The organism is Kribbella sp. NBC_01505 (assembly GCF_045040285.1).
Classification (GTDB): Bacteria; Actinomycetota; Actinomycetes; order Propionibacteriales; family Kribbellaceae; genus Kribbella.
Genome location: NZ_CP109425.1, coordinates 8,947,359 through 8,971,938, shown reverse-complemented (window position 1 = coordinate 8,971,938; position 24,580 = coordinate 8,947,359). Strand labels below are relative to the sequence as shown.

Sequence of the window (24,580 nt, the reverse complement as noted above, 5' to 3'; positions counted from 1 at the left end):
GAGCGCCCGGCAGCGGAGACGGGGTTCAGGGCGTGACTGGGATGTTGGTCAGGCCTGTTTGAGCGTTCTTGACGGTGTTGGAGGCGTAGACGACGTTGGGGTCGGCGGTGCACTTGGAGGCCGAGGTGATGTTGATGGCGTACTTGCCGACGCCACCGAGGTCGGACGCGTTGTTCCGCCAGACGTTGCCGCAGCCGTTCGGGAACGACGGGCTGGTGGAGGGGTTGTGCGTCTCGTAGCCGTTCGCGAACGTGCCGGGGGAGGAGAAGGTCCCGGTGTTGTTCTCGATGACGTACTTGAAACCCTTCACGTCGATCCACGAGTCGGCCGAGTTCTCGCCCGAGATGCCGCGGCCGTTGAAGGTGTTGCCGCGGATGATCCCGCCGGTCGTTCCTTCCTTGACGTCGATCGGCTCAGCGGCGATGTTCGGGCCGATGTGGTTGTCGAGCACCTGCACGCGATCGGACTTGTCCACGCCGCCGGTGTTGCCGTGGCAGCCCCAGTTGGATCCGGCCGAGCCGATGTAGACACCCTCGCCGTAGCCCTTCTGCACCAGACCCGCGTCGGTGACGGTGGAGTTCTTGATCACGCCGTCCGCTGACGAGCGGCGGAAGTGCACACCCTCTTCATCGGTGCGGTGGACCGAGACACCGTCGATGGTCACGTGATGCGAGTTGTCGAGCACGATCCCCTTCTTCGAGTCCTGCACGGTGAAGCCGGTCAGCTTCCAGTACGGCGCTCCGAACAGCCACAGCCCGTACCCCGAATCCCAGCCGGGTGTCGGAGCCGGGCAGTCCGGCGCGTCACCGGACGGTCCGTCATTGATCAGTACGGCGGACGCCGGGCCGGTGAGCGTGATCGGAGCTGACGCGGTTCCGGCTCGCTGGGTGAAGAAGGCGCCGTGGTACTGGCCGGCCGCGAGCCGGATCGTCTGGCCGGATTGCGCGTTCGCCAGCGCCGTCTGAAGCTGCGCGGCCGTTGAGACGTCGACCGTGGACCCGCCGCCACCGCCAGGGGTCGCTACGGTGATCGCGGTACTCGGGCCCGATTGGTTGCCAGCGGCATCCTTCGCGCGGACGACGTACGAGTAACTCGTCGAGGCGGACAGTCCGCTATCGGTGTGGGTGGTGCCTGTGACGGTGGCGACCGGCTCACCGTTGCGGGAGACGACGTAGCCGGTGACCCCGACATTGTCGGTGGCCGCGTTCCAGGCCAGTGAGGCGCTGGACGACGTCGTACCGGTGCTGCGCAGTCCGCCCGGAACGCTCGGTGCCGTGGTGTCCCCACCGCCGCCGACGATCGTCCCGTAGACCTCGAACTCGAACAGTGAATACCCGTACGCCGTACCGCGGGCGGTGCCGTTGATCCGCACGTACCGGGCGGTTCCGGTCACCGGGATCTCGTCGGTGCCGCCGTTGCCGGTCGTTGTGGTGAAGGCGTTCGACCAGTTGGTGCCGTCCGCCGAGAGCTGGACCTGGTACGCCTTGCCGTAGGCAGCCTCCCAGTTGAGTTTCACCCGGGTCAGGTTCGCGGATGCGCCGAGGTCGACCTGGATCCACTGGGGATCCGCGCCTTCCACCGATGCCCAGCGGGTGGTGGCCACACCGTCGACGGCCTTCGCCGCTGCGAAGGTGCTGCTCTCGGACGAGGATGCGGTGGCCGGCTTGCCGCGGGAGAGCAGGGTCTCAGTTCCGCCGCCGGGTTGCGTGGTCGCGCTGACAGCGGTGCTTGCGGCCGACTGGTTGCCAGCGGCATCCTTCGCGCGGACGGTGTACGAGTACGTGGTGGCTGCGGTCAGACCTGTGTCGGTGTAGGTGGTACCGGTGCTGGTTCCGACAACCGTTCCGTTGCGCAGTACGTCGTACCCGGTCACGCCGACGGCGTCCGTCGATGCGGTCCAGGTCAGGGCCGCGCTGCTCGACGTCGTCGAGGTGACTCGCAGACCGGATGGCGTGCTGGGCGCGGTCGTGTCGTCGGGATCTCCGCCGCCCGGGCTCCGGAGGAACAGCGAGCCTGACGCATCGGTGCGGGATGCGTTGACGCCGCCGTTCGGCACGGTGTAGTCGACCGTCTCTCGGCTGGCCCAGTCGGGGATGGTCACGCCGTTCACGGCGAGGTGCTGGAACTTGCTCGGGTCGGCCGAGCTGCTACCGAACTGGTAGATCCGCTGGCGGTCGGGGTAGTAGCTCTGGTACGAGCCGTTCTCCGTGGTCTGCTTGGTGAGGGCGTTGTTGTAGACGACGTTCTGCGGACCGCTGGAACCGGACCACTTGACCGCCTTCGGACCTGCGGCCCACCAGATCGGCCACCAGGTCGAGTCGTCCGGAATGTCACCGCCCTCGTCGCCGCAGTTGCTCGTGCAGTTCTTCGACGAGTGTTCGAACGGAACCTTGACCGTGTTGTTCTCGAACAGGTTGCGCCGTTCCCAGCCGCCGTGCACGTTCAGGTCGGAGTCGAAGTCGTTGCCGATGGCCACGTTGTCCGACGCGGACCACTGGAAGGTGAAGTGCCGCAGGTTCCGGGTCGTGTTGTAGGCGTAGAGCGAGTCCCAGACCCGGGAGCCGCGCAGGTAGCCGTTGCCGCCCTTGCCCTTGTTCCACGAGCCGTCCAGGTGAGACTCCTGGACCTGGATGTTCTTCGCGGACTCGGTGACGATCGGGTGCGATCCGGTCATCTCGGTCCCGACCCGCCGGATCCAGGTGTTGATGGCCCACTTCAGCACGATGCCGTGCATCTCGTACTCCGGAGCCATGTTGCCGTAGTTGTGGACGGCGTCGGCCTTGTCCAGGTTGTAGGTCCCGCCGCCCAGCTTCGGCATCCCGGTCATGTCCTGGGTGATCGTCAGGTCCTCGATCCCGACGCCGAGGACCGGCTTGAGCGGTGTCACCCGGCTCGGATAGACGGTGCCGCCGATCGCCGCCGAGCCGTCCGCGGTCGAGTTCAACGGCACGTCGTACTCGAGGGGTTTGTCGATCGTCAGGTTGCGCCCGGCGGTGTCGACCGCGGCGATCTGGAAGATCTGCTGGCGCATGTGCAGATTCATGTACTTCGACGCGTCGGTGACGGTCTGCTGCTGGTAGAACTTCGCTGTGTTCGCCGCGCCGACCCAGAGGTAGTTGCCGGCCTTGAAGAGCGCCATGTTCGCGTTCGTCGCCAGCTTGATCTGGGTGGTGCCGATGGCCGAGCCTGCGCGCAGCGGGACGCCGCTGGCCCAGTGCTGGTTGATGCTGCCTTCGAAGATGTCCTTGCGGTTCGCCGGCGCCGAGGCGTAGTCGGAGGCGTACTTGGGTGCGACCTCACGGCTCTGGACCCGGAGCAGCCCGCGGCCGGGCCACGTCCAGCCGCCCTTGCCGGAGTCGCCCCACGTCATCCCGTCCTCGTCCCAGTCACTGCCGTCGGCGGTGAGCTTGTCGTACCGGGTGTTGGTGTCCGGGCGGAAGACCAGGACGGTCCGCCCCTGACCGGCGCCCTTGATGACCAGGTAGCTGGCGTCGAGACCGAGCTGCCGGGTGACCGTGAGCCGTCCCTCCGGCAAGGTGATCTGCGAGAGCTTGTTGTACCCGGCCGACGGGGTGCATTGCGTCCGGATCGCGTCGATCGCCGCCTGCAGCCCGCTGGTCGCGTCACTGCCGTCGGCGCGAACGCCGTACTGGGAGGTGAGTTCTTCGGCGGTCACCTGACACTTCGCGTCGGGGTTGATGTCGGCAGGACCGGGGAGCGGGGCGCCGCCTCGGTAGCCCGCCTTGCTCCAGTCGGGCAGGCCGGCGATGGGTGCGCGTCGGTTCGCGCTGGTCAGATCTGGAATCGTCGCCGCCGCGGCGGCAGGTGATAGCGGTACGGCGCCGGACACGGTGGTCAGCAGCCCGGCGAGCAGGGCTAGCGCGCCGGTAGCGGCGAGTCGCCTGCGCTGATTGGTAGAGGGCATGACAAGGGCCTCCTGAAGGGGCGATGGAGGAAGTGATGCGGGAAGCGCTTTCCTGATAAACGGACAACTGATAGGAAAGTTTCTTAACGATTGGAGGGAGGCTAGACCGCTGGCACGCGCCCCGGCAAGACCTCGCCGCGGACCGGCGAGAGGTCGGATCTCTCCAGCATCGGATGATCACAACCTGGTCGGCAGAATTCGGCGACGGAATGTATTCGACCGAAAAAAGTTTCCCAAGCCCTACCATCCGATGGGGGAGCGGACGTACTGTTCCCGCGTGCGCACATAACTTCACTACCGCCCCAGTGAACGGAAGTCCGCCCATGCCCACTATTACTGTCCGCGTTGTTTCCGTATTCCTCGGAATAGGCGCGCTGATGACACCCGCCGTACCGGCCGTCGCCGCATCGTTGCCGACGGCCCACAGCTGGAACGACGTGGTCGCGCAGGTGAATGCGCCCACCTCCGACGACAGCCCGTTTCGTTGCTTCGGGCTCGAGGAGCTGACCTACTGCCTCGGCTTCGGATTCGTCGATCACGCCCCCAGTGCCGCCCAAATGGGTAAAGAAGCGGCGGTTGGCGAGAATGCGACCGGTGCGCAGTCTCCGGCGCAGTTCGCGGCGGCGCGTTCCGCGATGCCGAAGGCAATGCGGCTCGATGCGGAGCTCGCCGAGTTGCGATCCGCCTGGGACGGGCGCGACAAAGCCCGGTCTCTGAGTGCCGGGGCTGCTGCCCAGGTCGAGGCGGCACCGGACTCCAAATACATCATGGCCGGCTACGCGACCGAGCAGGAGAAGGGCTACTGGTGTGGCCCGGCGACCTTCCAGTCGATCGACTGGGCCGACGACGCGCAGAAGGACACCCAGACGTCGTGGGCCTCGGACCTCGGGACGACGACCTCCGGCACCTCGATCACCGCGATGGTCCAGCAGACCAATGTGAAGACCGACTGGGACGTGGCGGCCGGTGCCTACATCGTCCAGAGCGTGTCGAGCTGGACGTCCGCGAAGTTCCTCGATGTGCACCAGAGTCACCTCGGTGACGGCAGCCCGGCCCCGATCATCGAGCACCCGCAGCTGCTGAAGCGGTACTTCCCGTACCTCGCCTTCGACCACAGCGGCCACTTCCAGGTCGGTCGCGGCTACAACAAGTCGGCCGGCACGATCGGGATCTTCGAGGTCTTCAACGAACGCCGCTTCAACAGCAGCGGCAACATCACCGACGGCCCGAAGAACATCCCGGCCTCGGCCATGCTCAACGCCACCCTCGCCAACCAGTTCCAGAACATCGGCCTGTAGCCGGACCGGCGGCGTGGGACAGTTCTCCCACGATGACGATCTTCACGTTCCACCTCGCGGAGCTCCGGCCGGCGACGACGGCAGGCGCCTTGTGGAAGGCGCCTGCCGCGCCGGGATTGCGGTACGCCGAGTGTCTGGCGCTGATGCGGCTGGGAGCTCCGACCGTCTCGCCGGACCGGATGCAGCTGCGCCGGATGGCGATGTTCGCGCGCTGGGAGGATGAGGCCGCGATCGAGGCCTTCCTGGCGGAGCACCCGCTCGGCAGGGAGCTGGCGGCGAACTGGCATGTCCGGCTGGAGTTCCTGCGCCGCTGGTCGAAGCTCGCGGCGCTGCCCGACCTTCCGGCGCGAGCGGGGGAGTGGGACCAGGCCGAACCCGTCGTAGCGGTCACGCTGGCCCGGATGCGGCTGCTCGAGGTGCCGAGATTCCTCAAGTGGGGCAAGCCGGTGGAACGCCTGGTTCGCGATCATCCGGGCACCACTCTGGCGCTGGCCGCGATGCGCCCGCCGCGGACGATCTCGACGTTCTCGATCTGGCGGTCTGTGCAGGAGATGGAAGAGATGGTGCACGGCCACAGCACCGTCGCGGAGCCCGACCGTCACGCTACCGCGATGGTCGAACGCCGCCGCCGGGACTTCCACCACGAGTTCGCCACGCTGCGCTTCCGGCCGTTGTCGGAGCACGGCTCCTGGCAGGGGCGCACTGACATCGTCCCGCGCCGGCCATGATCGAGCTTTTCGTCCGGAAGGACGAACCCGCTCCTCCTTCCGGAGGAATCCCCGGATTCATGTAGTCCGGATCGGGTCCCGGCGAGTCCTCCAGTGCGTCGGTGTTCGCCCCGCCCCGGAGGATCATGATGCGTCGCCTTGCCGTTCGGACCGGCCGGAACAGCCGTTGGCGCCGTTGGACGGTCCGGATCGCCGGGTCCCTGCTCGGGCTGTTCTTCGTGCTGGTGATCGGCGTGGTGGTGGCGTTCTTCGTCGGGTACGCGCGGACCGGCGTACCGGACTCGAACGAGAAGTTCGAGGCGAACACGACGGTCGTCATGTACTCCGACGGCAAGACCCAGATGGGCTCGTTCTTCCAGCAGAACCGCAAGTCGGTCCCGTTGGAGCAGATCCCGAAGCACGTGCAGGACGCGGTGATCGCGGCCGAGGACCGGAGCTTCTGGACCAACCCCGGTGTCTCGTTCCCCGGGATGGGCCGGGCGGCGTTCGCGATCGCGCGCGGCAAGCAGCTGCAGGGCGGCTCGACGATCACCCAGCAGTACGTGAAGGTGATGTACCTGAACCAGGAACGCACGATGTCCCGCAAGCTCGACGAGCTGTTCATCGCGACCAAGATCAGCCGGACCCGGGACAAACAATGGGTGCTGGGCAACTACCTGAACACGATCTACTTCGGCGAAGGCGCGTACGGCGTCCGCGCGGCCGGCCAGGTGTATTTCGGCGTCGACCACCCAAAGGACCTGACGGTTCCGCAGGCCGCGTACCTGGCGACCGTGCTCAACAACCCGACGCGCTTCGACTCCGACGATCCCACTGCGGCGAAACGGATCCTCGGCCGCTATCGGTACGTGCTCAACGGCATGGCCGAGATGGCGACGATCACCTCGACCGAGCTCGCGCAGTACCGGAAGGCCGTGCCCGCCCTGCACAAGAAGCCCAAAGGCAATCGGTACGCCGGTCCGACCGGGTTCCTGCTCGATCTGACCCGCCGAGAACTGGCGGAGTACGGGTTCGAAGGCGATCGGCTCAGCGGCGGTGGGCTGCGCGTGATCACCACGTTTGACTACCAGTTGCAGGCCAAGGCGGTGCGCGACGTGCGGCTCCCAGGATTGCAGATCGGGCTGGCGTCGGTGCGGCCCGGCACCGGCGAGGTCGCGGCGCTCGTGGGCGGTACCGACTTCCTGAAGAGCCAGCAGAACTGGGCCACCACGAAGGCGCCTCCAGGTGCGCTCCTGCGTCCGTTTGCAATTCCGGCTGCTCTCACCGATCGAACCGCTCCCTTCGATGCCCCGGAGTCGGAGTCCTCGTTGAACCGGGCGTTCTTCCAGCTGGTCGACTCCAAGCGCGGCCCGCTCATCGCCTCCGCTGCCGAGGCGGCCGGCATTCCGCGCATCCCCAAGGCTGATCGGGCGGCTCCCGGACTCGGCCCGGACGCATTGGCCTCGCCGCTCGACCTGGCATCGGCGTACGGCGTCTTTGCCGCCAGTGGGCGCAAGGTGGTGCCGCATGTGATCAAGGAGGTTCGGGACGCCCGAGGCAAGCTGCTGTGGTCGGCGGCCAAGCAGAAGGGGCTGGAGCCGGTGCAGGTCTACCCAGCTGAGGTTGCTCAGCTGACCGGCAAGATCGTGGGCGGCAGTAAGGCGACGACCGTGAACGGCCTGAGCATCGAGAAGCGTCAGGCCAATCGCAAATGCCGCTGCCGTGACCACAGAGGCCAACAACCCCTCGCTTCCTGGCAGCTCGACTACAGCCCCGACCTGTCGACCGCCGTGGTCTATCGCGCCGGCAAAGAGGGTGGCTCAGCATTACCGCCCGGCCTCTGGACCGTACCTGCCAAGCGTTAGCCGATTGGTTCCCGTTGCTGGGCATCAAGTGGGCTCAGATTGGCGGCCAAATGCGGGTTAGCGTCCAGCGGTCAGCAACGGGAAAGACCAAATGGAGTGATTGCCATGTCGGCACGTACAGCCCTGATCACCGGCGGCACGAGTGGGATCGGGAAGGCGACCGCCGAGCTTCTGCATGCGCGCGGATACCGCGTCGCTGTCACCGGACAAGGTGCGGAGAGTGTTGCTCGGGCGCGCGCGGAGCTGCCCGACGAGGTGCTGGTTCTGCAGTCGGACGTACGCCGGCTCGCTGCCATCGACGAGGCCGTTTCCGAGGTCGGGCAACGATTCGGGAGTTTGACGACGCTGTTCCTGAACGCGGGCGTCAGTCGTCCGATGACCCTGGAGACTTTCGACGAAGCTGCCTATGACGAGGTGTTCGCCGTCAACACCAAGGGGCAGTTCTACACACTGGCCAAGGCGCTGCCGCTGTTGTCCGACGGAGCCGCGGTCATCGTCACGGTGGGGATCGGCGCGACGCGCAGCCTGACCGGCAACAGCGTCACCGCCGGGTCGCACGGCGCCTTCCTGGGCATGATCCCGACGCTCGCCCTCGAGCTCGCCCCGCGCGGGATTCGGATCAATGCGGTCAGCCCCGGGTTCACCGACACCCCGATGACGCGGGCCTCGCTGGGGCGGACCTCTTCCGATGCAGCGGCGGCGATGGCGGCCATCGCGGCGAAGAACCCGTTCGGCCGGCTCGCTGAAACTGAAGACATCGCCAGAACCGTTGCCTACCTGGCCTCGGACGATGCGGCGTACGTCACCGGGCAAGAGATCTTGGTGGCCGGGGGCGCCGGGCTGGCCGTCTGACCTCGCGGGCGGCTCGCTGTGGCGAGCCGCCCGCCAGGGGCTATCCGCGGACTCGGATGATGGTCTTGCCCTTGACCCGATCAACCGGGTTGAAGGCAGCAACGGCGTCGTCGAGGGACGCGACGTTCCCAATGACTGTGCGCAGTCGCCCGTGCCGCACCCGCTCGGCGAGCTCGCTGAGCTGCAGACGGTCGGCCTCGACCACGAAGTCGATCGTCAGCCCGTCATCCGGCCGGGTCTCTGGCGGCCCGGCGATGGTCACCAGCGTTCCGCCCGCGCGGATCAGACCCACGGACTGCTTCTGCATGTCCCCGCCGAAGATGTCGAACACCAGGTCGACTCCGCCGATGTCGGTGAGCGAGTCCTGCTGCGGATCGACGAACTCGTGCGCGCCCAGCTCCAGCGCGGTCTCCCGATCACCGGCGCGCCCGGTGCCGATCACATACGCACCCGCATCGCGGGCGAGCTGCGTCACCATCGAGCCGACACCGCCCGCGGCTCCATGAACCAGCACGGTTTGCCCCACCTGAAGGCGGCCGTGCACGAACAAACCCTGCCAGGCGGTCAAACCCGAGATCGGAAGACTCGCTCCCACCGTGAAGTCGACGTCCCCCGGCAACGGAGCGAGGTTGCGCGCCTCGATCGCGACGTACTCCGCCAGTGTTCCGTCACGAGTCCAGTCCGCGAGGCCGAAGACGCGCTGGCCCACCGACAATCCTCTGGTGCCGTAGCCGAGAGCGGAGACCACGCCCGCGACCTCGTGCCCGGGAACCGACGGCGTCCGGTCACGACCCAGCCGATCGGTCCACGTCGTGTCCCAGTCCAGCTCGCCCGTTGTGAACCCCGAGGCGTGAACCTCGACCAGCACATCGTTCCCCGCCGCTTCCGGCAGCGGATGTTCCGCCAGCTTCATCCCGGCCGCACCCGCGGCCTGATCCGACACCACGATCGCCTTCATCCTGCACCTTCCTGTATCCAGCCCTGAACGCTGTAGTCCGGGCGCTTGAACGCTAACCCGCCCGCACCCTCGAATCTGGGTCCACTTCAGCGCCCCGAACAGGAACCAATCAGTGCGGATCGTTGATCTGCAGCGAATCGCCGGTTGTGGAGACGTAGACGACCAGCAGCTTGGCCGGATCGGTCTTGCTGGCGTTGGCAGCCACGACATGGTGGGCACCTGGATCCTCGAACCAGTTCTCGCCTTGCTTGTACGTCGTCGCCGGGTTGGCGTCGACCTGGCTTCGCACCGTCCCTTGCAGGACGTAGGCGTAGACGAAAGCCTGCCCGTGCCGATGGGCCGGTGCGGCTGCACCCGGTGGGAAGTCGACGATCTGCGAGGTAAACGTTTTGCCCTTGGCGTTGGGCATGGCCTGCTGGAGAAGGACATTCACGGCGGGCGGTGCGGGCGCGGTCGTCGGGGCTGCGACGGGGACGGTCGCGTTGCCGGCGCCACATGCTGTCGCGCTGGCGAGCGTGGCAACGACCAGGACGGCTCCGATCCGACGGGTGTGGCGCGATCCGACGGACCGCATCCGTTCGAAGACCTGGTCGATGCTCAGGGCAAACGTATCCACGGGCGCGAGAGCCAGCAGCAGAGCGGCGGATGCGGCAGCGAACACCGAGGCGCTCAGCGGTGCCTCCCAGCCGAGGAACAGGCCCATGGAGGTGCCGAATCCGAGCAGTAGGCCGGTGGCGGCCCAAGCCGACCAGCGGACGAGAACGCCGGTCAGCAACGCCAGGCCCAGCACGGATTCCGCGGCGGTCGCGGTCCACGCGGCGGCGTCGTGGAGCCCGCTCGGCACGTAGGGCGAGAGGGAGTGCGTGTACGCGACGTACGCGGCAAAGTTGCCCCAGCCAACGACCCCCGTGTTCGGCGGACCCCAGATGCCGAACCGATCGGCAACGGCGGAGAGGAAGCCCGCTGCCAAGGCGAGGCGGGCGAACACAGTCGCGACCGACCAGACACGCTGGTTCTGCGTGACGGCCTTCAGGTCTTCGGTAGTCAACATGATTCCGAGGCTAGCCAGCTGTTGACGCCGAACCTGGGCCCAGTTGGGGCCCGTGAACGGGAACCAATCCGGCTACTGAAGGGTGCGTATCAGGGCGTCGAGCGCCCCGGACCAGCCGCTGGCGGAAGGCGCGGCGAAGCCCACGGCCACGCCGTCACGGTCCGAGGTGGATCCAGGGTTGCGGAACATTTCGAGCGGCTCGATCGCGAGCTGCTCGCGGGCGGCACGACGTACCAGCTCGGCGCCGCTTCGACCGGGCTGTTCGAGGATGATGTGGAGCCCGGCGGCCATCCCGGTCACGCGCGTCGTGGGGCAGGTCCGGTTGATTGCCTCGATCAACTGCTGGCGACGGCGGCGGTACTGCGCACGCATCGCTCGGATGTGCCGGTCGTAGGAGCCCGACTCGATGAAGTCGGTCATCGCCAGTTGGTTGACGAATCCGACCGAGTCCTCGGCCCATCCCTTCTCCGCCACGATCGAGCCAACCAGGCGGTCCGGTACGACGAGCCAGCCCAGGCGCAGGCCAGGAGCCAGCGACTTGCTCGCAGTGCCGAGGTACAGCACGCGATCGTGGTCCAGCCCCTGCAACGCGCCGACCGGTGACCGGTCGTACCGGAACTCGCCGTCGTAGTCATCCTCGATGATCAGCGTGCCCCGCCGACGCGCCCAGTCCACCACCGCCGCCCGCCGGTCGGACTGCAGCGCCACCCCCAACGGGAACTGGTGCGACGGCGTGAGCAGCACCGCGCCCAGATCGGGGATCTCGTCCAGGGCGGACAGATCCGCGCCGTCCGCGTCGACCGGAAGCAGGACGGGTTCGATGCCGGCCTTCAGCAACGCCGGACGCTGCGTATGCAGGCAGAACTCCTCGATCGCCACCTTGGTGACCCCAGCGTTCGCGAGCACCGCGGCGACGAGCCGCAGACCCTCCGCTGCTCCACTGCAGACCACCACATTGTCCGCGTGCGTCTGCAAACCCCTGGCCCGAGCGAGGTAGCGGGCCACAACCTCACGCAGCTCGCTCCGCCCATGCGGATCGATGTACCCAAACGCCTCGAACGGCGCGTTGGACACCGTGCGCTTCACCGCACGAATCCACTCGTCGCGAGGGAACGACGAAAGATCGGGATACCCAGGCCGCAGATCGTGCAGCAGCCGCGGCCGGGCCGCAGGAACCCGCGGCCGACCCCTTCTCCCCATCAGCTCCGCCGACCGCCGCGACACCTCGGTCCCCGAGCCATGCAAGGCCGTCAGCCAGCCCTCATTGATCAGCTCCGAGTAGACCCGTACCACCGTGCTACGCCCAAGCCCAAGGTCGATCGCCAACAACCGGCTAGGCGGCAACCGCGTCCCCGGCGCCAACCGCCCGGTACGAATAGCCTCCCGAAAAGCGTCCATCAGACTCGCACGCACATTGCGCCCAGCCTCACCGACAGGCCCCAGATGCAGGTCAAGACCCGAAGCGCGGCTACCACGGACCATCGGCTCACTCACGTCGAACCACGATACGGGCCGACCTTGCTCAACGGGGGCTGGACTGCCGAAGGCGGCCGACTGAAACCGTCGGGCGAGCCAGGTGGATGGCTGACCGGACGGCGAGGCCGGCAGTCCTTTCGGTCGGCGCCCCGGTCGAACCGCCAAAGGCAGCCGGCAGTCGAACGCGGCGGACCTGCGCCACTGACCAACGCACTCCAGCGAAGGCTTTGGGGCGGCGGTCGAGCGTGGCGAGGTGGGCACCGCGCAGATTGGTCAGTGCTGGCGGTCCGCGAGAGGTGGACTGGGCCCACGAGGCGTTGTCTCGGTTGTCCGTGCCGATGGAGGCCGCGGCGTGACGTGCTAACCGGTGGATTGCAGGGACCGGTGCATGTTGGGATTTCGTGACTGCTCCTCCCCGAGCTGGTTTGGGAGGATGCGGGTGGGCCGGGTGCTCGTCGGACCGGTTTGGGAGGCGGTATCGCGGCAGGTGATCGGGTTGTGGTGGGTTGGGGTCTTCGGCTGGGCAGGAACTCCTCCTTCCCGAAGGTGCTCGTCCCGTCCGGCCGCTCACATTCGGCCGGTGCGGTGGGCGGTGGCTGGTCGCCGCTGCGGCCGGTTCTACTGAGACGGGTGGCTTGGGTGGTCTTCGGCTGAGGGGGATGGTGCGGTCGGTGACCGGGGTTCCCCGTTGCCTGTGGCTGACGGGCTGTGGTTGGGGCCGGCGATGAGGAGGCTGGGTAGCTGATCCGCCGCGGTGGTTGGCAGCTTGGTCGCCTGCTTTGGTAGCCGAATTTTTTCTCACATAGCGACCAGACTTACCGACTACCGCAACCCTGCCTAGCCCAGCCATAGCCCGGAAGCTCAGACGACGGGCACGCGATCACCGGCCTCGCCATCCCCTTCAGCCATAGACGGCGCCCGCTTAGCGCTTCAGTAGATCGGCCGCCGCGGCGACCAGCCGTCGCGTACGTGTCCGGCCTGTCCGGTGCGGCGCGAATCGGGGGTACAGCTCTCTTTGTGGGGATCTGCTGCCTCCCAGCGGCAGCAGATCCCCACAAACACGCACTAGTCGCGGCGTCGGATCTGGCGTGGTCTTCGGCCCGGCCTGCCTGACACGACCACCGCGGCCTGATTGGGCTGCGGTCGGGTGTGGGCTGTTTTGTGGACACCAGCCCACACCAAACAGCCCACACATCCTTTGCAAATAAGGGGTTCTGGGCTCGAAAACTGTCGGTGGGCATGTCTATGCTTTGGGGTATGGAGATCTTGGCGATGCCACCGGTGTACACGCAGAGCGGCAGCGAACTGCTGTCGACTCTCGACACCCTGATGGCCACCGCCGCCCTGGTCGAAACCCTGAAACTGCAAACCATGGGCCGCCTCGACGAAATGGGCACCGCCCAAGAACTCGGCGCCCGCGACACCACCGAACTCGTCTCGCAGCGCTACCGGCTCGTCCCCGCCGACGTCCGCAAAGACCTCACCTTCGCCAAGAACCTCCCCAAATACTCCGCCGTAGCCGACGCACTACCCGACCCTCAGGACCCCACAGAACCAGCGACCCTGAACCCGGACCAGGCGAAGGTCATCGTGTCCACGCTGGAGAAAGCACCCGCCACGGTCCCGGTCGAGGTCCTGGACGTCGCCGAACGCCAAATGATCCGGGCAGCCGAGCACACCAACACCCGCGAACTCATCAAGTTCGGCCGCGACGTCCTCGCCCGCCTCGACACCGACGGCCCCGAACCCGCCGAAGACGAAGCCCACAAGCAACGCTCACTACGGCTACGAGACGTCGACGGCGGGGTGAAGATCACCGGGTTCCTGCCCGGCGCCATGGGCGAACAAGTCAAGACCCAGATCCACAGCCTTGCCAAGCCCCACAAGACGGTCGACGGTGAACGTGACCCGCGGACCCTGGAACAGCGCCAAGCTGATGCGTTGATCGGGATCTCGGATGCTGCGGCAGGCAACCCCGACTACCCCGGCGTTCCGCATCTGACCGTCACGATCGACTTCGACGACCTCAAGAACGCCCTCGCGAACGTCCCGGAAGCCTTCAACGGTGCGGCCGGTGGATCGGGTGAGTTGGTGTTCGGCGGGAACCTGTCCGCCGGTGCCGTCCGGCTGCTCGCCTGTGATGCTGCGATCCTTCCGATCGTGCTGGGTGGGGATTCGCAGCCGCTGGATGTCGGCACCGAGCAACGGTTCGTGAACCGCTACATCCGGCGGGCTTTGAACAAACGGGACAAGGGCTGTGTGGTGTGTAAGGCGCCGCCGTGGATGTGTCATGCCCATCACGTGATCCATTGGGTCGACGGCGGACCGACCAGCCTGCAGAATCTCGCCCTGGTGTGTTCTGCGCACCACCGGGCGGTTCATAAGAACCAATGGACCATCACCATCACTGGCGGTGTCGTCCACGTCGGTCGGCCGTCCTGGGCGGATCCGCCACCGCCAGATCCTGTCGCGCTTGCTGCCATGGCTGCGTGGGTCACCCCTGCCCGCAACACCAACACCGACACCGACGCGTTCCGCGGGCGGTCGCCGTACGGTGCTGCCGACGCCGACAGCACCGCGACCAACACCCACGCCGGTGAGGACAGTGACGGTAGGACCAGTGCAGGCAGGACCAGTAGCGGCAGGGCAGGTCCGGGCGTTGGCGGTGACAGCGAGGTTCATGCCGACGAGGCGAGGGCCAGTGCGGGCGATGAGCGCGTGGCTCGTGTCGGCGTGGGCGAGGTCAGCGGGGCTCGTTTCAGCTGGGGCGATGCCGGGACTGGCCCGATGTACGAACAGCCGACCCGGCTCCCCGCAGCCAGTACCCAGCCCAGCTCCGCACTCATCGCGGAGCGCGAAGCCTTCCGCGCCTATCTCATCTCGACACCCGGCTACACCGACCCCTGGGCAACCGACGACGCCCCAGCAGCCGGACCGTAGGCCGACGACTGCTGGTGGCTCGCGGCCCCGACCGCCACCACCCGACTCGAAACGGCAGCCGGCGCTCGTGGATCACCAACCACAGCGCCGGATCAGCCATGTGCCCACACGATTCCGAACCGGTAGTCACAGCCTTGCGGCTGGTCGTGCGGAGCACTGGGCCGGGATGGCGTCCCGGCATCGGTTAGGCGGAGGTCCCAGTGGCCGATGCTGGTCAATCCATCGGGAGGTGTCGGTCAGCGGTCGTTACAGGTGCTGGGTCAGCTCGGCAAGTGCGGTCAGGCCGCCGCCCCAGCCCTGGACGGCGTCTTCGGCGTGCTGGCGCGTTTGTCCTGGGGGAGGTCGAGGTGGTCGAAGCCGCTCTCGATGATGCGCAGGCGAGTGCCCTCGCCGTCCGGGGTGAGGGTGAACTCGACCAGGTTGGCGTTTCCGGGGGCGGCGTCGACGTCCGGGCTTGACCTTCTTGACGAAGCTGCGGTACTTGCCGTGCTCGTCCCAGCGCATCACCAGGCTGCCGGCGGGGCGCAGGTCGATCTCGGCGCCTCCGAAGGCGCACTAGGCGGCTATGCCAGCACTGGCTTATATAAGTGAGAGCCGGTAGAGTTTCGGATCATGCACGCGTTCGACATTCTTGGGGATCCTCGGCGGCGGCGGATTTTGGAGCTGCTGGCCGACGGTGAGCAGACGTCTGGGGCGATCACGGAGGTGATCCGGGCCGAGTTCGGAGTTTCGCAGCCGGCTGTGTCACAGCATTTGCGGGTGTTGCGGGACAGCGGGTTCGCGTCGGTTCGGGCTGAGGGGGCTCGGCGGTTGTACGCCGTCGTACCGGCTCCGCTGCGGGAGGTTGATGCGTGGCTGGATCGGTTTCGGCGGTTCTGGGAGCAGCGCCTCGACGCTCTGGAGACCGAGCTGGCTCGGGGCAGGCGTGCGCAAGACCAATCCGTCAAAGAAGGGGACCAGGCATGAAGGATGTGTTGGACGAGCTGGCTGCCGCGCGTCGTGCACTGGGCAAGGGCAGCGTGCCTGCCGGCGACGCGTATACCGTCGAGGTCCGGCGGCGATATCGAGCGCAAGTCGACGACGTCTGGGATGCCCTCACCAACCCCGAGCGGCTGCAGCGCTGGTTGAAAGCGGTCACCGGGGACCTGCGGCTCGGCGGCAAGTTCGAGCTGGACAGCGGTGAGTACGGCGAGATCCTCCGATGCGATCCGCCGCGGCTGCTGAAGGTGTCCTGGCTCTACGGGCGGGACGCTGATGCGTGGCCCGGCACGAGCGAGGTGGAAGTCCGCCTGGCCCCGGGTCCGACCGGCGACACCGAATTCGAGCTGATCCACGCAGCGTTCGTCGAGGAGCCTCTCTTCCCGACCTACGGCCCCGGTGCAGGCGGCGTTGGCTGGGACCTGGCTCTCCTGGCCCTGGCCGAGCTGTTGGCCGATGGTGAGACCGCCGACCACGACGAGATCCACAAGACGCCCGAGGGGCGCGAGTTCATTCGGCGCAGCGCTGCGGCCTGGGGCGAGGCTCACCTGGCTGCCGGTGGTGAACCGGAACACGTCGCGGCCGCAGTCGAGGCGACTACCAAGTTCTACGCACCCGACCCAACCACCTAGAAGGAACGCAGGCGATGAAGACCACCAACTCGATCGAGATCGCCCTGCCGCGGGAGAGGGTGGTCCAACTGCTCGCCGACCCGGCCAACCTGCCGATGTGGTTGCGCGGCATGGTCCTCCACGAGCCCCTGAGTGGGATGCACGGACAGGTCGGTACCAAGTCGCGGGTCGTGATGCAGTCCGGGAATCAAACCTTCGAAGGCACCGAAACGATCACCCGCCGGGAGCCGGCCGACCTGCACGGGATCCCGCGCGAGACCGTCGTTCACTTCGACCGTGAGCTCGTCGGCCAGGGCATGTGGAGCGACGTCCGTGATCGGCTGACCGAGGCCACCCCGGAGACGACGCTCTGGGTGCAGGACAGCGAATACCGGTTCAGCAATCTGCTGATGCGGCTGGTGGGCCTGCTCATGCCTGGCGTCTTCCGCAAGCAGTCCCAGCAGCACATGGAGGACTTCAAGGCGTTCGCCGAGCAGGGCAAGGACGTCCGCACGGCGAAGCCTTGAGTCGCTCGGCTACATGACCTCCCGAAGGACTCGCAGCACGTTCGCGCCCAGGATCTTGCGGATGTCGGGTTCGGCGAACCCACGCCGTACCAGGGCTTTGGTGATCCGCGGCAGGTCGGACGGACGGGAGACCTCGGCGTGAGCGGTGGTGGCTGCGAAGCCTGGTGGCAGGATCCAGCCGCCGTAGACCTGCTGGTAGTAGTCGTCGACGAAGTCTGGGCCGAGCCCGACATGGTCGATGCCCGCGACGTCGACGATCCGCTCGATGTGGTCGACGACGCGGTCGGCGGTGGGGTGCTGGGCGTCGATGAAGAACGGGATCGCCGCGGCCACCCCGATGACGCCGCCGAGCTTCGCGATCTGCCGGATGTGGTCGTCGTGGAGGTTGCGGTGGATGTCGGTGATGCCGAGGCAGGCCGAGTGGGTCGCGAGGAACGGCCGGGTGGCGAGTTCGAGCACGTGGTCGACGCCGCCGCTGCCGAGGTGGCTGATGTCGAAGACGATGCCCAGGGCTTCCATCTCGCGCAGTGTCTCGATGCCCTCCGGTGTCAGGCGGCTCCGCGACGTCGTGTCGAGACCACTGCCGTCGGCGAGGAAGGTGCGGCCGAAGTGGGCCATGGACACGACCCGGACGCCCACTCGGTGCAGGGTGCGGATGAGCGCGACATCCTGCCCGATCCCGTGCGCTCCTTCGAGCGCGATGACGAAAGCGATCTTGCCTGCGGCAACTGTCGCGTCGATCTCGGCACCGGTGACGCATACCGCGACGTCATTGTTGTGCTCGGCGGCGAGGCGGTGGATGCGCTCGATGAGCAGCAGCGTACGGCGCAGACCGCCCTCGGACTGGAAGGCCGGTTCGAGGCAGATCGGCAGGATCTGTACGTCGACCCCGCCGGCCCGCAGTTCGGGGAGCCAGAACTCCCGGAAGTGGCCGGGCTGATCTCGCTGGTCGAAGTGGTCGACCAGCAGGATGAGGTCGTTGTGGCAGTCCACCACCACGGCGTCCTGGTGCAGAGACATAGTCATCCTCAGCTTCTTCCGTAGCAGGTACGCATGAAGCTTAGGAGCTCCTTGGCCGCACTTCGCGGCTGGTGACGTGGACACTCAGTCCAATGGGTGGGCGGGCCCTTTCGGCGCGGTGGGGGCGAGTGTCACGATGCGAGCGTTGGTATACCAGGAAGCGCGTATCGGTCGATGAGCCTTGCAAGCTACCCAGCGGTGACGGTTACTGCGATAGCTATGTCGCAGGACCGCGATGACCTGCGCGGTATCGCTCGCGTTCAGTGGCGGGACCCTCACGGTGGGTTGGAAGACAGCTCCATCGAGGACCTCATCCGATGGCTCGACCACAACGCCGGCATCGCCTACGTCAGCAAGCCCGACGCCACGCGCGGTCCACGCATCCGCGCCGTCGGCTCGGTCCTGCAGCGTTACATCACCAGCAACCCCGACGACGAGACAGTCGACACCCTCCTGACCCTCCCACGCCTAGGCTCCGGCCCACCGCCCGACCGAAGCTCCAGAGCCCACAGAGCCACCCGCCAAGTCACTTGGCGCTGGCCCATGCCAAGAAGCAGACCAGCCACCTAACCAGTGGGCCGCTCAGGCCGGGCTGATCCGGTGTACGGCGAGGTGGTCCTTCAGGCCGAGCACCAGCCAATCGTGGGAGACGTCGGCGATGGCCGCTCCGTCTTGCATAGGAAATGAGCAGAGCGCGCCGGTCCGGTCCACAGCGACCGTTCCGCTGAACTGCACGTCCTCCTTCTTGGTTCCCTGCTTGGTCTGGAGCTCGCCCCACAGATACGGCCCGATGCCCAGCGCAGGCCGGAACGTGAGGGTGCCGGGACGGGATTTGCCCTTTGCCGCTCGTCCCTTGGGGAGTGTCTGGGTGACGAATCCGTTCGGGCCTTTGGCCCACCACGACATGCCGCTGTCCCAAACCAGCAACGGCGGTTCGGTCCCAAGAAGGTGCGGCCTGACCGTCGTTTCCGGTACGTCGAGTTGCTCGCCGGTGGACAGCCGGACGAGTTCCATCTGCCGGCTGCCTGGGTTGAGCAGAACGAAGTCGGCGGCTGTCCCTGAATGCTCGTACGGGCCGCCCATCGCCTTGGTGCCGGCCCAGCGAACCTTCCCGCTCCGCGCGTCCCTGACTTCGGGCAGCCAGGTCGCGGAGTTCGCCGTACGGTGGGCAACGACAACCGAGTCACCGTCGCCCGACAGCCCGGTGAGGCCGGTCTCCCGCCAGAGCTCGGTGCCGGTCTTGGCGTCGACGGCGATCGTGGTCGGGGACGTGGCCGGAAAGTGCGGTCCATAAGGTGCGCTGACGGTCGCGAGTACGACGGAGTTGGCGACGGCCGTCACCATCGTCCGGTCCGCGGTGGGGGAGGGCGTCGCGGCGAACGTCCAGGCCGGCTCGCCCGTAGTGGCGTCCACTCCGATGACTCCGCTGGTCGTGACGCCTTTCGGTGCGGTCGCGTACGGGATCGGAATGACATTGCCGGCGACCCGGACGCCCGGGTTCTGGATGGTGATCGGCGAGAAGTACTGCGCCGGGCCAACGATCGACAACCAACCGCTACCGACTCCCGGCAGCTCGACGGCCTTGCTCCCGTCGAGCGTCCACCGCCGCACGCCATCAGCAGCGCCAAAACAGACCAGCCGAACCTTCCCCGTCCCGGTCCCATCGGCGACCACCACCGAGTCACCAAAGATCCGCGCCCGCCCAGGCAGCGCCTCGCCCGGTGTAACCAGCGGCTCCTGCCAAGCCTTCGCCAGCTTCAGCATCGCCGCGCCCTCACCCGGGCCCGCCCCGCACGCCGCAAGAAGTGGAACAGAAACAGCCCCCAGCAACACAGCCCGTCGACGCACAACCATAGCGAGACCGTATCGGCCCCAAGGGTCGGAACCGCCCCGCAAGCCGCCCTGGCCCGGTCTTGCCAACGCTGGCCTGATGGTCGACAGTGAGGGCGGGGAATGACAGTCCGTGACCAAGGTTGCGGGCATGGGGTGGGGGAGTGTTGCTCGATGGGGGATGGAAAGAACGTCAAGGATCTGGCGGCCGAGATAGTGATCGGGGCGGCGACTGCCGTCAGTTCAGCTGCTACCGGCGCCCAGGCGACCATTGCGGCCGCGGATGTCGCTGACCCGATAAAGGACAGCGCGATTGTCCTGATCGAAAACGCCGACAACGCGCTGTCCAAGGCGGCCGGTGGGATCAAGGCGGGCAAGGCCGCGGCAGGAGCAAGTCCGGTCCCTGAGCCGGAGGCTGCCGACCATACGGATCCGCCCGACCGGCCGGAGTCCGAAGCTCTCGCTTCAGGCTGGGCTGAGGATTCGGAGAGCGGTTGGGGCGAGAAGTCCGACGGGGAATGGGCTGGTAGGGCAGACGGTGACTGGGCGGGGTCCAGCGAGCCGGCCGAGGCCGGAGACGATGGCGGGGAGGGTGTGCGGTGAGTTCGGTCTTCGTCGACGAACCACGGCCGCTGACCAAACGAACGAATCCCGACTGGGGATCGTTGCTCGTCATCCTGCACAAGGGAAGCCCGGTCAGAGTCGTCACCCCTGGCCAGAGTGCCCTGCGTGGCTGGCGTGCCCCGGTGATCGGCACGGTCGAGTACGTCCAGATCAACACCTCCGTGGTCACGGCGCGTCAGGTGATCCGGGACATTGTGACCGCTGACCCCGAGGAATACGCGGTGGAGGAACTGGTCCTCGAGATCCAGGTGCAGATCGACACGAGCAACAAGTTCTCGGCGTTCCGTGCTCACGTCGAGCGGTACGGAAAGACTTTTGGCGAGGCCTTGCTGCTGGAGGTCAAGAATGGATTGGACGAGCACGTGCGGGCCACCTTCGGCCGCAAGACCCACCGGGAACTGCGATCGGCGTCGATTCCCCAGGTGCTCGGTGCAGGTGGATACCCCCGGCATTTCGGTAGCGGCGTACTGATGCTGACCGGTGTCACGGTCCAGGGCAGCCCTCGCTGGTCGGAGGTTTACCTGGACCAGACCCGTGTGATCCAGACGACGAGTGTGCGGATCGCAGAGGTCGACCAGAACCTCGCGGTCACGTCGGCCCAGTACGAACGATTCAAGCCCCTGGCAGCCGAACTCGGAGTACCGGTGGACTTCCTACTGGATCCTGCGCGCCGCGATGTTGTAGAGGGCCGGGCGCACGAACTCCTGCTTCGGATGATGGAACCCCAGAACCGCGGTCTGCTCCAACGTGATCCAGGTGTTCTGCGCAGGCTGCTGGCTGAATCAGGGTTGTCGAACTCGGTGGCGTCGGGACGAGCGATGTCGGCAGGCCAGAAGAACGTCGACCGGGCAGAATCCGTGGTGCCCGACCAGTTGGGGGCAGGCGACGACACGGCGGACGGTTCGAACGATGACGCTGCACTGGATCTGACAATGGACTCCCGGCTCGGCAGGGTCTGGACCGCGAACGGTGGCCGAACCGCGAGCCTGGCTGGACTTGCCGGCAAGGGCATCGGTGACACTGCCACGGTTGTGGTGGTCGGAAGCAACGGGACACCGTTGGTGGATCCACGTTTCGTCAAGGCACTCTCGACGTTCTACCGGGCGACAAGTGTCGTGGTCATTGCCCTGCCGCGTTCGAGCAGTGTGGAGTTGGTCGCCGGATGGTTCGCGCGAGTACGGCCGGCGGACGCCGATCCGTCGCTCGGCGTCCGGGCCGAGGTCACTGTGCAGGATCAGCTCAGAGTGCTGGTGACCGGGCCGGCGCAGTTGGCGCGACGACTGGTGTCGGAACTGTCCGCTCCGCACCGTACTGAGATCGGTGCCTTGGAGAACGTCTTGCCGTACGCCGGAGTGACGATCGAACTCGACGATGCGGCGCCGCAATGAAGCAGTCCCTGTCACATCACAGGGACCGCATCCAGCCTCGACCGGTCGAGGTTTCCCGCAACACCTGGATCTGGGCCGCCACCGTGCCGTGGCTCCCCGACATCGGACTGGATCGGGACCAGGTCGAGACGCCGGGATCGATGCTCGGCTACCACGCGCTGGCGGAATCGATCGCGACCGGGGCTCCCGGTGGTACCGCGGTGCAGATCCGGTTGTACTCGAGCGGATCGCCTGACGGCAAACCAGGGACCGTTCGCCCGATGGTGTTCGGACGGGCCGGTACCGAGGAGGCGTCGATCCGGCTCGCTGCCTTGGTCCGTGCGACGGTGCCGGCAGAGCTGTCGCTGATCCCTCTCGATGGCGAGGAACTGGTACAGGCTCTGCAGCTGGTGGATCCGAGCGTTGGCCCGCTTGCGGCGACTGCGGAGATTCGGCGACGCCGGGAGGACATCGACAAGTTGCCCGGTGCCGCCTTGGAGCCAGAGGTCCAACTGCCGGCCGTGCTGCGGTGGTCGCCGCAGGCGGAAGGGCTCCGATCAGCGTCCAGCGTTCTGTCCAGGCATGCCACACCCATTGTCGCCGTTCTCCACATGGAACCCGCAAGACCGTCGGTGGAGATGCTGGACCATCTGGATGCCGTCGTTCGCGAGATCGCGGCGGATGTCGACCCGGCGGGCAACCCGATGCGCAGACAGATCGCCGCCGAGTACCTTCGTCGGCTGCGGGATCTGCCCCGAGCAGCCCTGGAGGTACGAGTCCTCATCGCAGCCGTGCAACGAATCGAGCCCGGAGTGGCAGAGGCAGTCGGTATCGCGCTTACTGCGCAGCAGGCCTACTCGGTCGTCCAACCCAGAACCGAGCAAGAACTCCTGCTGGCCACGGAGCTGATCGATCGGCTCAGCGCTCGCTGGTGGGGATCCGACGGTGATCCGATCACGGACGAGATACTCCGGCTGACCGATACGGGGGAAGCCGCGGCGATCGTCCGGCTCCCGGTTCCCATTCGTGGCGGCTCGCCTGGTCTCCCGAGTGTCCCGGTGTCCACTCTGCCGCGCGCAGCGCAGATCGAGGTCGGCCGGGCGGAACCCGAGGTGTTCCTGGGACACGGCCTCGGTGGTGGCGAGGTAGCACTGACGCTCACCGAACTGAATCAGCACCTCCTGGTGGCCGGTCTGCCTGGATTCGGCAAGACGACAACGGTGCAGACCATGCTCTACAGGCTGTGGACCGAACACCGGATTCCATTCCTCGTTCTAGATCCGGCAAAGGCCGACTACGCGCGGTTGACCGAGTCTCTCGGCGGTGCGGCAAAGCGCATCCGGCTCTCGCCGCAGAGCGTCGCATTCAACCCCTTCGCTGTTCCACCCGGTTGTACGGCTCATGCACATGCGGGCCGCGTCCTGGCGGCGTTCGACTCGGCCCTGGGGCTCAGCGCGCAGTGGATGGCGGGGTACATCACCTTGGCCCGCGGCTTGTTCGCGGCGTATGAGCGTGCAGGCACCGACGGTACGCCGACTCTGCGTTCCTTCTACGCGGAGCTGGGCGACATGATCGAGCGGAGCAGATTCGCCGGGGCGGACGGCGCCAACCTCCGGGCGGCTCTGCTGGGGAGGCTGGAGTTCCTGGTCCGCGGACCGCTGGGAGCCGCGCTGACAGCAGGGCCTGACGGCGGCATCGATTGGGCCGGGCTGGAGCGGCAGCCGGTCGTCGTCGAGTTCCGAGACTTCAGCGGGCCGACGGAGCGGTCGTTGATGTTCGCGTTGATGCTTGCGGGACTCATCTCATATCGAGAGGCGAACCCAGTGCGAGGCCGTCTCGGCCATGTGACTGTGCTGGAAGAGGCGCACCGAGTACTCGCGGGTGGGGCAGCGACCGAGTCCGAAGGTGTCCGGCTGTTCGTCGAAGCGATCGCGGAACTGCGTGGCAGCGGCGAAGGCTTTGTGATCGTCGACCAGGCACCGACTCTCCTGCACCCCGGAGTCTCGAAGCTGACCGGCTCCCAACTGACTCATCGGCTGGTCGATTACGACGAACGGGTCGCGGTCGGCTCCGCCTTGCTGCTCGATTCTCGGCAGCAGCTGGATCTGGCCCGCCTCGACACCGGCCAGGCAGTGCTCTTCAGCGCAGGGCGAACGGCGAGTGTCGTCGTCGATGTCGAGACCGAAGCTGCGTTGGACGAGTTCGACAGCGCCGTCCCTGCTATTGCCGGGTCATCGTTGTGCGAATCTCCCAGCCAGGACCTGCCGTGGTGTATCGGATGCCGTTCGATGTGCAGGCACCTCGACCATGGGCGGGCGCTCGCGAGCAGCATCCCGATGTCGGTCAAGCGGCCGGAAAAGCTGGTGCTCGCGCTGGCGGACAGCGCCGGCGACGCCAACTTGTTGCGCTGTGCCGCGGCCACCGCGCTGGCCGATCGGCACGAGGGTTCGGTGCCCGACTTCTTGTCGGATCTCAGGGATGTCGACGACGCGATTCGGGCAGAAGTGATTCGCCGAGACGGACCCGGCCGATGACCTGTCAAGGAGGATGA

General features: G+C 66.9%; 17 protein-coding genes. 11 read left to right on the top strand and 6 right to left on the bottom strand.

Features of this window, described 5'->3' with window-relative positions:
* Window positions 1-25: 25 nt before the first annotated feature.
* Window positions 26-3,925 carry a discoidin domain-containing protein gene (locus OG474_RS41940; RefSeq protein ID WP_405059243.1) on the bottom strand — a complete coding sequence of 1,300 codons (3,900 nt, stop codon included), beginning with the start codon at window positions 3,923-3,925 and terminating at the stop codon, window positions 26-28.
* Between the two features lie 323 nt (window positions 3,926-4,248).
* Between OG474_RS41940 and OG474_RS41935 the strand changes: the two genes are divergently transcribed.
* The 4 genes from OG474_RS41935 to OG474_RS41920 all read left to right on the top strand — a co-directional run bounded on the left by OG474_RS41935 (window position 4,249) and on the right by OG474_RS41920 (window position 8,647).
* Window positions 4,249-5,223, top strand: coding sequence for a C39 family peptidase (locus OG474_RS41935; RefSeq protein WP_405059242.1), 975 nt, complete (start codon window positions 4,249-4,251; stop codon window positions 5,221-5,223).
* A gap of 32 nt (window positions 5,224-5,255) precedes the next feature.
* A complete protein-coding gene (locus OG474_RS41930; protein ID WP_405059241.1) occupies window positions 5,256-5,951 on the top strand; it encodes a hypothetical protein in 696 nt (231 codons plus the stop codon).
* A gap of 128 nt (window positions 5,952-6,079) precedes the next feature.
* Entirely contained in the window at window positions 6,080-7,795 is a 1,716-nt protein-coding gene (locus OG474_RS41925; RefSeq protein WP_405059240.1) for a transglycosylase domain-containing protein, read from the top strand.
* A gap of 105 nt (window positions 7,796-7,900) precedes the next feature.
* Complete coding sequence (locus OG474_RS41920; protein WP_405059239.1) at window positions 7,901-8,647, top strand: SDR family oxidoreductase; 747 nt, start codon at window positions 7,901-7,903, stop codon at window positions 8,645-8,647.
* A 40-nt stretch (window positions 8,648-8,687) separates the two neighbouring features.
* Here the strand turns inward: OG474_RS41920 and OG474_RS41915 are convergent, their stop codons facing one another.
* From OG474_RS41915 to OG474_RS41905, 3 genes are all read right to left on the bottom strand, one after another.
* A complete protein-coding gene (locus OG474_RS41915) occupies window positions 8,688-9,605 on the bottom strand; it encodes an NADP-dependent oxidoreductase (RefSeq protein WP_405059238.1) in 918 nt (305 codons plus the stop codon).
* 109 nt (window positions 9,606-9,714) lie between these two features.
* On the bottom strand, window positions 9,715-10,656 hold the full coding sequence (locus OG474_RS41910; RefSeq protein ID WP_405059237.1) for a cupin domain-containing protein: 942 nt from the start codon (window positions 10,654-10,656) through the stop codon (window positions 9,715-9,717).
* Window positions 10,657-10,728: 72 nt separating this feature from the next.
* On the bottom strand, window positions 10,729-12,150 hold the full coding sequence (locus OG474_RS41905; protein ID WP_405059236.1) for a PLP-dependent aminotransferase family protein: 1,422 nt from the start codon (window positions 12,148-12,150) through the stop codon (window positions 10,729-10,731).
* A 1,239-nt stretch (window positions 12,151-13,389) separates the two neighbouring features.
* Here OG474_RS41905 and OG474_RS41900 point away from each other — a divergent pair.
* From OG474_RS41900 to OG474_RS41885, 4 genes are all read left to right on the top strand, one after another.
* The gene (locus OG474_RS41900) at window positions 13,390-15,072 is read left to right on the top strand and encodes a DUF222 domain-containing protein (RefSeq protein ID WP_405059235.1); all 1,683 of its coding nucleotides are present in this window, start codon (window positions 13,390-13,392) and stop codon (window positions 15,070-15,072) included.
* 612 nt (window positions 15,073-15,684) lie between these two features.
* On the top strand, window positions 15,685-16,038 hold the full coding sequence (locus tag OG474_RS41895; RefSeq protein WP_405059234.1) for an ArsR/SmtB family transcription factor: 354 nt from the start codon (window positions 15,685-15,687) through the stop codon (window positions 16,036-16,038).
* Entirely contained in the window at window positions 16,035-16,682 is a 648-nt protein-coding gene (locus tag OG474_RS41890; RefSeq protein ID WP_405059233.1) for an SRPBCC domain-containing protein, read from the top strand. The genes OG474_RS41895 and OG474_RS41890 overlap by 4 nt, the downstream gene beginning before the upstream one ends.
* A gap of 14 nt (window positions 16,683-16,696) precedes the next feature.
* Window positions 16,697-17,188, top strand: coding sequence for an SRPBCC family protein (locus OG474_RS41885; protein WP_405059232.1), 492 nt, complete (start codon window positions 16,697-16,699; stop codon window positions 17,186-17,188).
* Window positions 17,189-17,197: 9 nt separating this feature from the next.
* Here the strand turns inward: OG474_RS41885 and OG474_RS41880 are convergent, their stop codons facing one another.
* Window positions 17,198-18,214 (bottom strand): dipeptidase, encoded by a 1,017-nt coding sequence (locus tag OG474_RS41880; RefSeq protein ID WP_405059231.1) that lies wholly within the window; start codon window positions 18,212-18,214, stop codon window positions 17,198-17,200.
* Window positions 18,215-18,790: 576 nt separating this feature from the next.
* A complete protein-coding gene (locus tag OG474_RS41875; protein ID WP_405059230.1) occupies window positions 18,791-19,972 on the bottom strand; it encodes a hypothetical protein in 1,182 nt (393 codons plus the stop codon).
* Window positions 19,973-20,212: 240 nt separating this feature from the next.
* On the opposite strand from OG474_RS41875, the gene OG474_RS41870 reads away from it, so the two are divergent.
* The 3 genes from OG474_RS41870 to OG474_RS41860 are packed head-to-tail and all read left to right on the top strand — an operon-like array spanning window position 20,213 to window position 24,563.
* Window positions 20,213-20,641, top strand: a complete 429-nt coding sequence (locus tag OG474_RS41870) for a hypothetical protein (RefSeq protein WP_405059229.1) — start codon at window positions 20,213-20,215, stop codon at window positions 20,639-20,641.
* A complete protein-coding gene (locus OG474_RS41865) occupies window positions 20,638-22,050 on the top strand; it encodes a hypothetical protein (protein WP_405059228.1) in 1,413 nt (470 codons plus the stop codon). The genes OG474_RS41870 and OG474_RS41865 overlap by 4 nt, the downstream gene beginning before the upstream one ends.
* Window positions 22,047-24,563 (top strand): ATP-binding protein, encoded by a 2,517-nt coding sequence (locus tag OG474_RS41860; RefSeq protein WP_405059227.1) that lies wholly within the window; start codon window positions 22,047-22,049, stop codon window positions 24,561-24,563. The genes OG474_RS41865 and OG474_RS41860 overlap by 4 nt, the downstream gene beginning before the upstream one ends.
* Window positions 24,564-24,580: the final 17 nt, after the last annotated feature.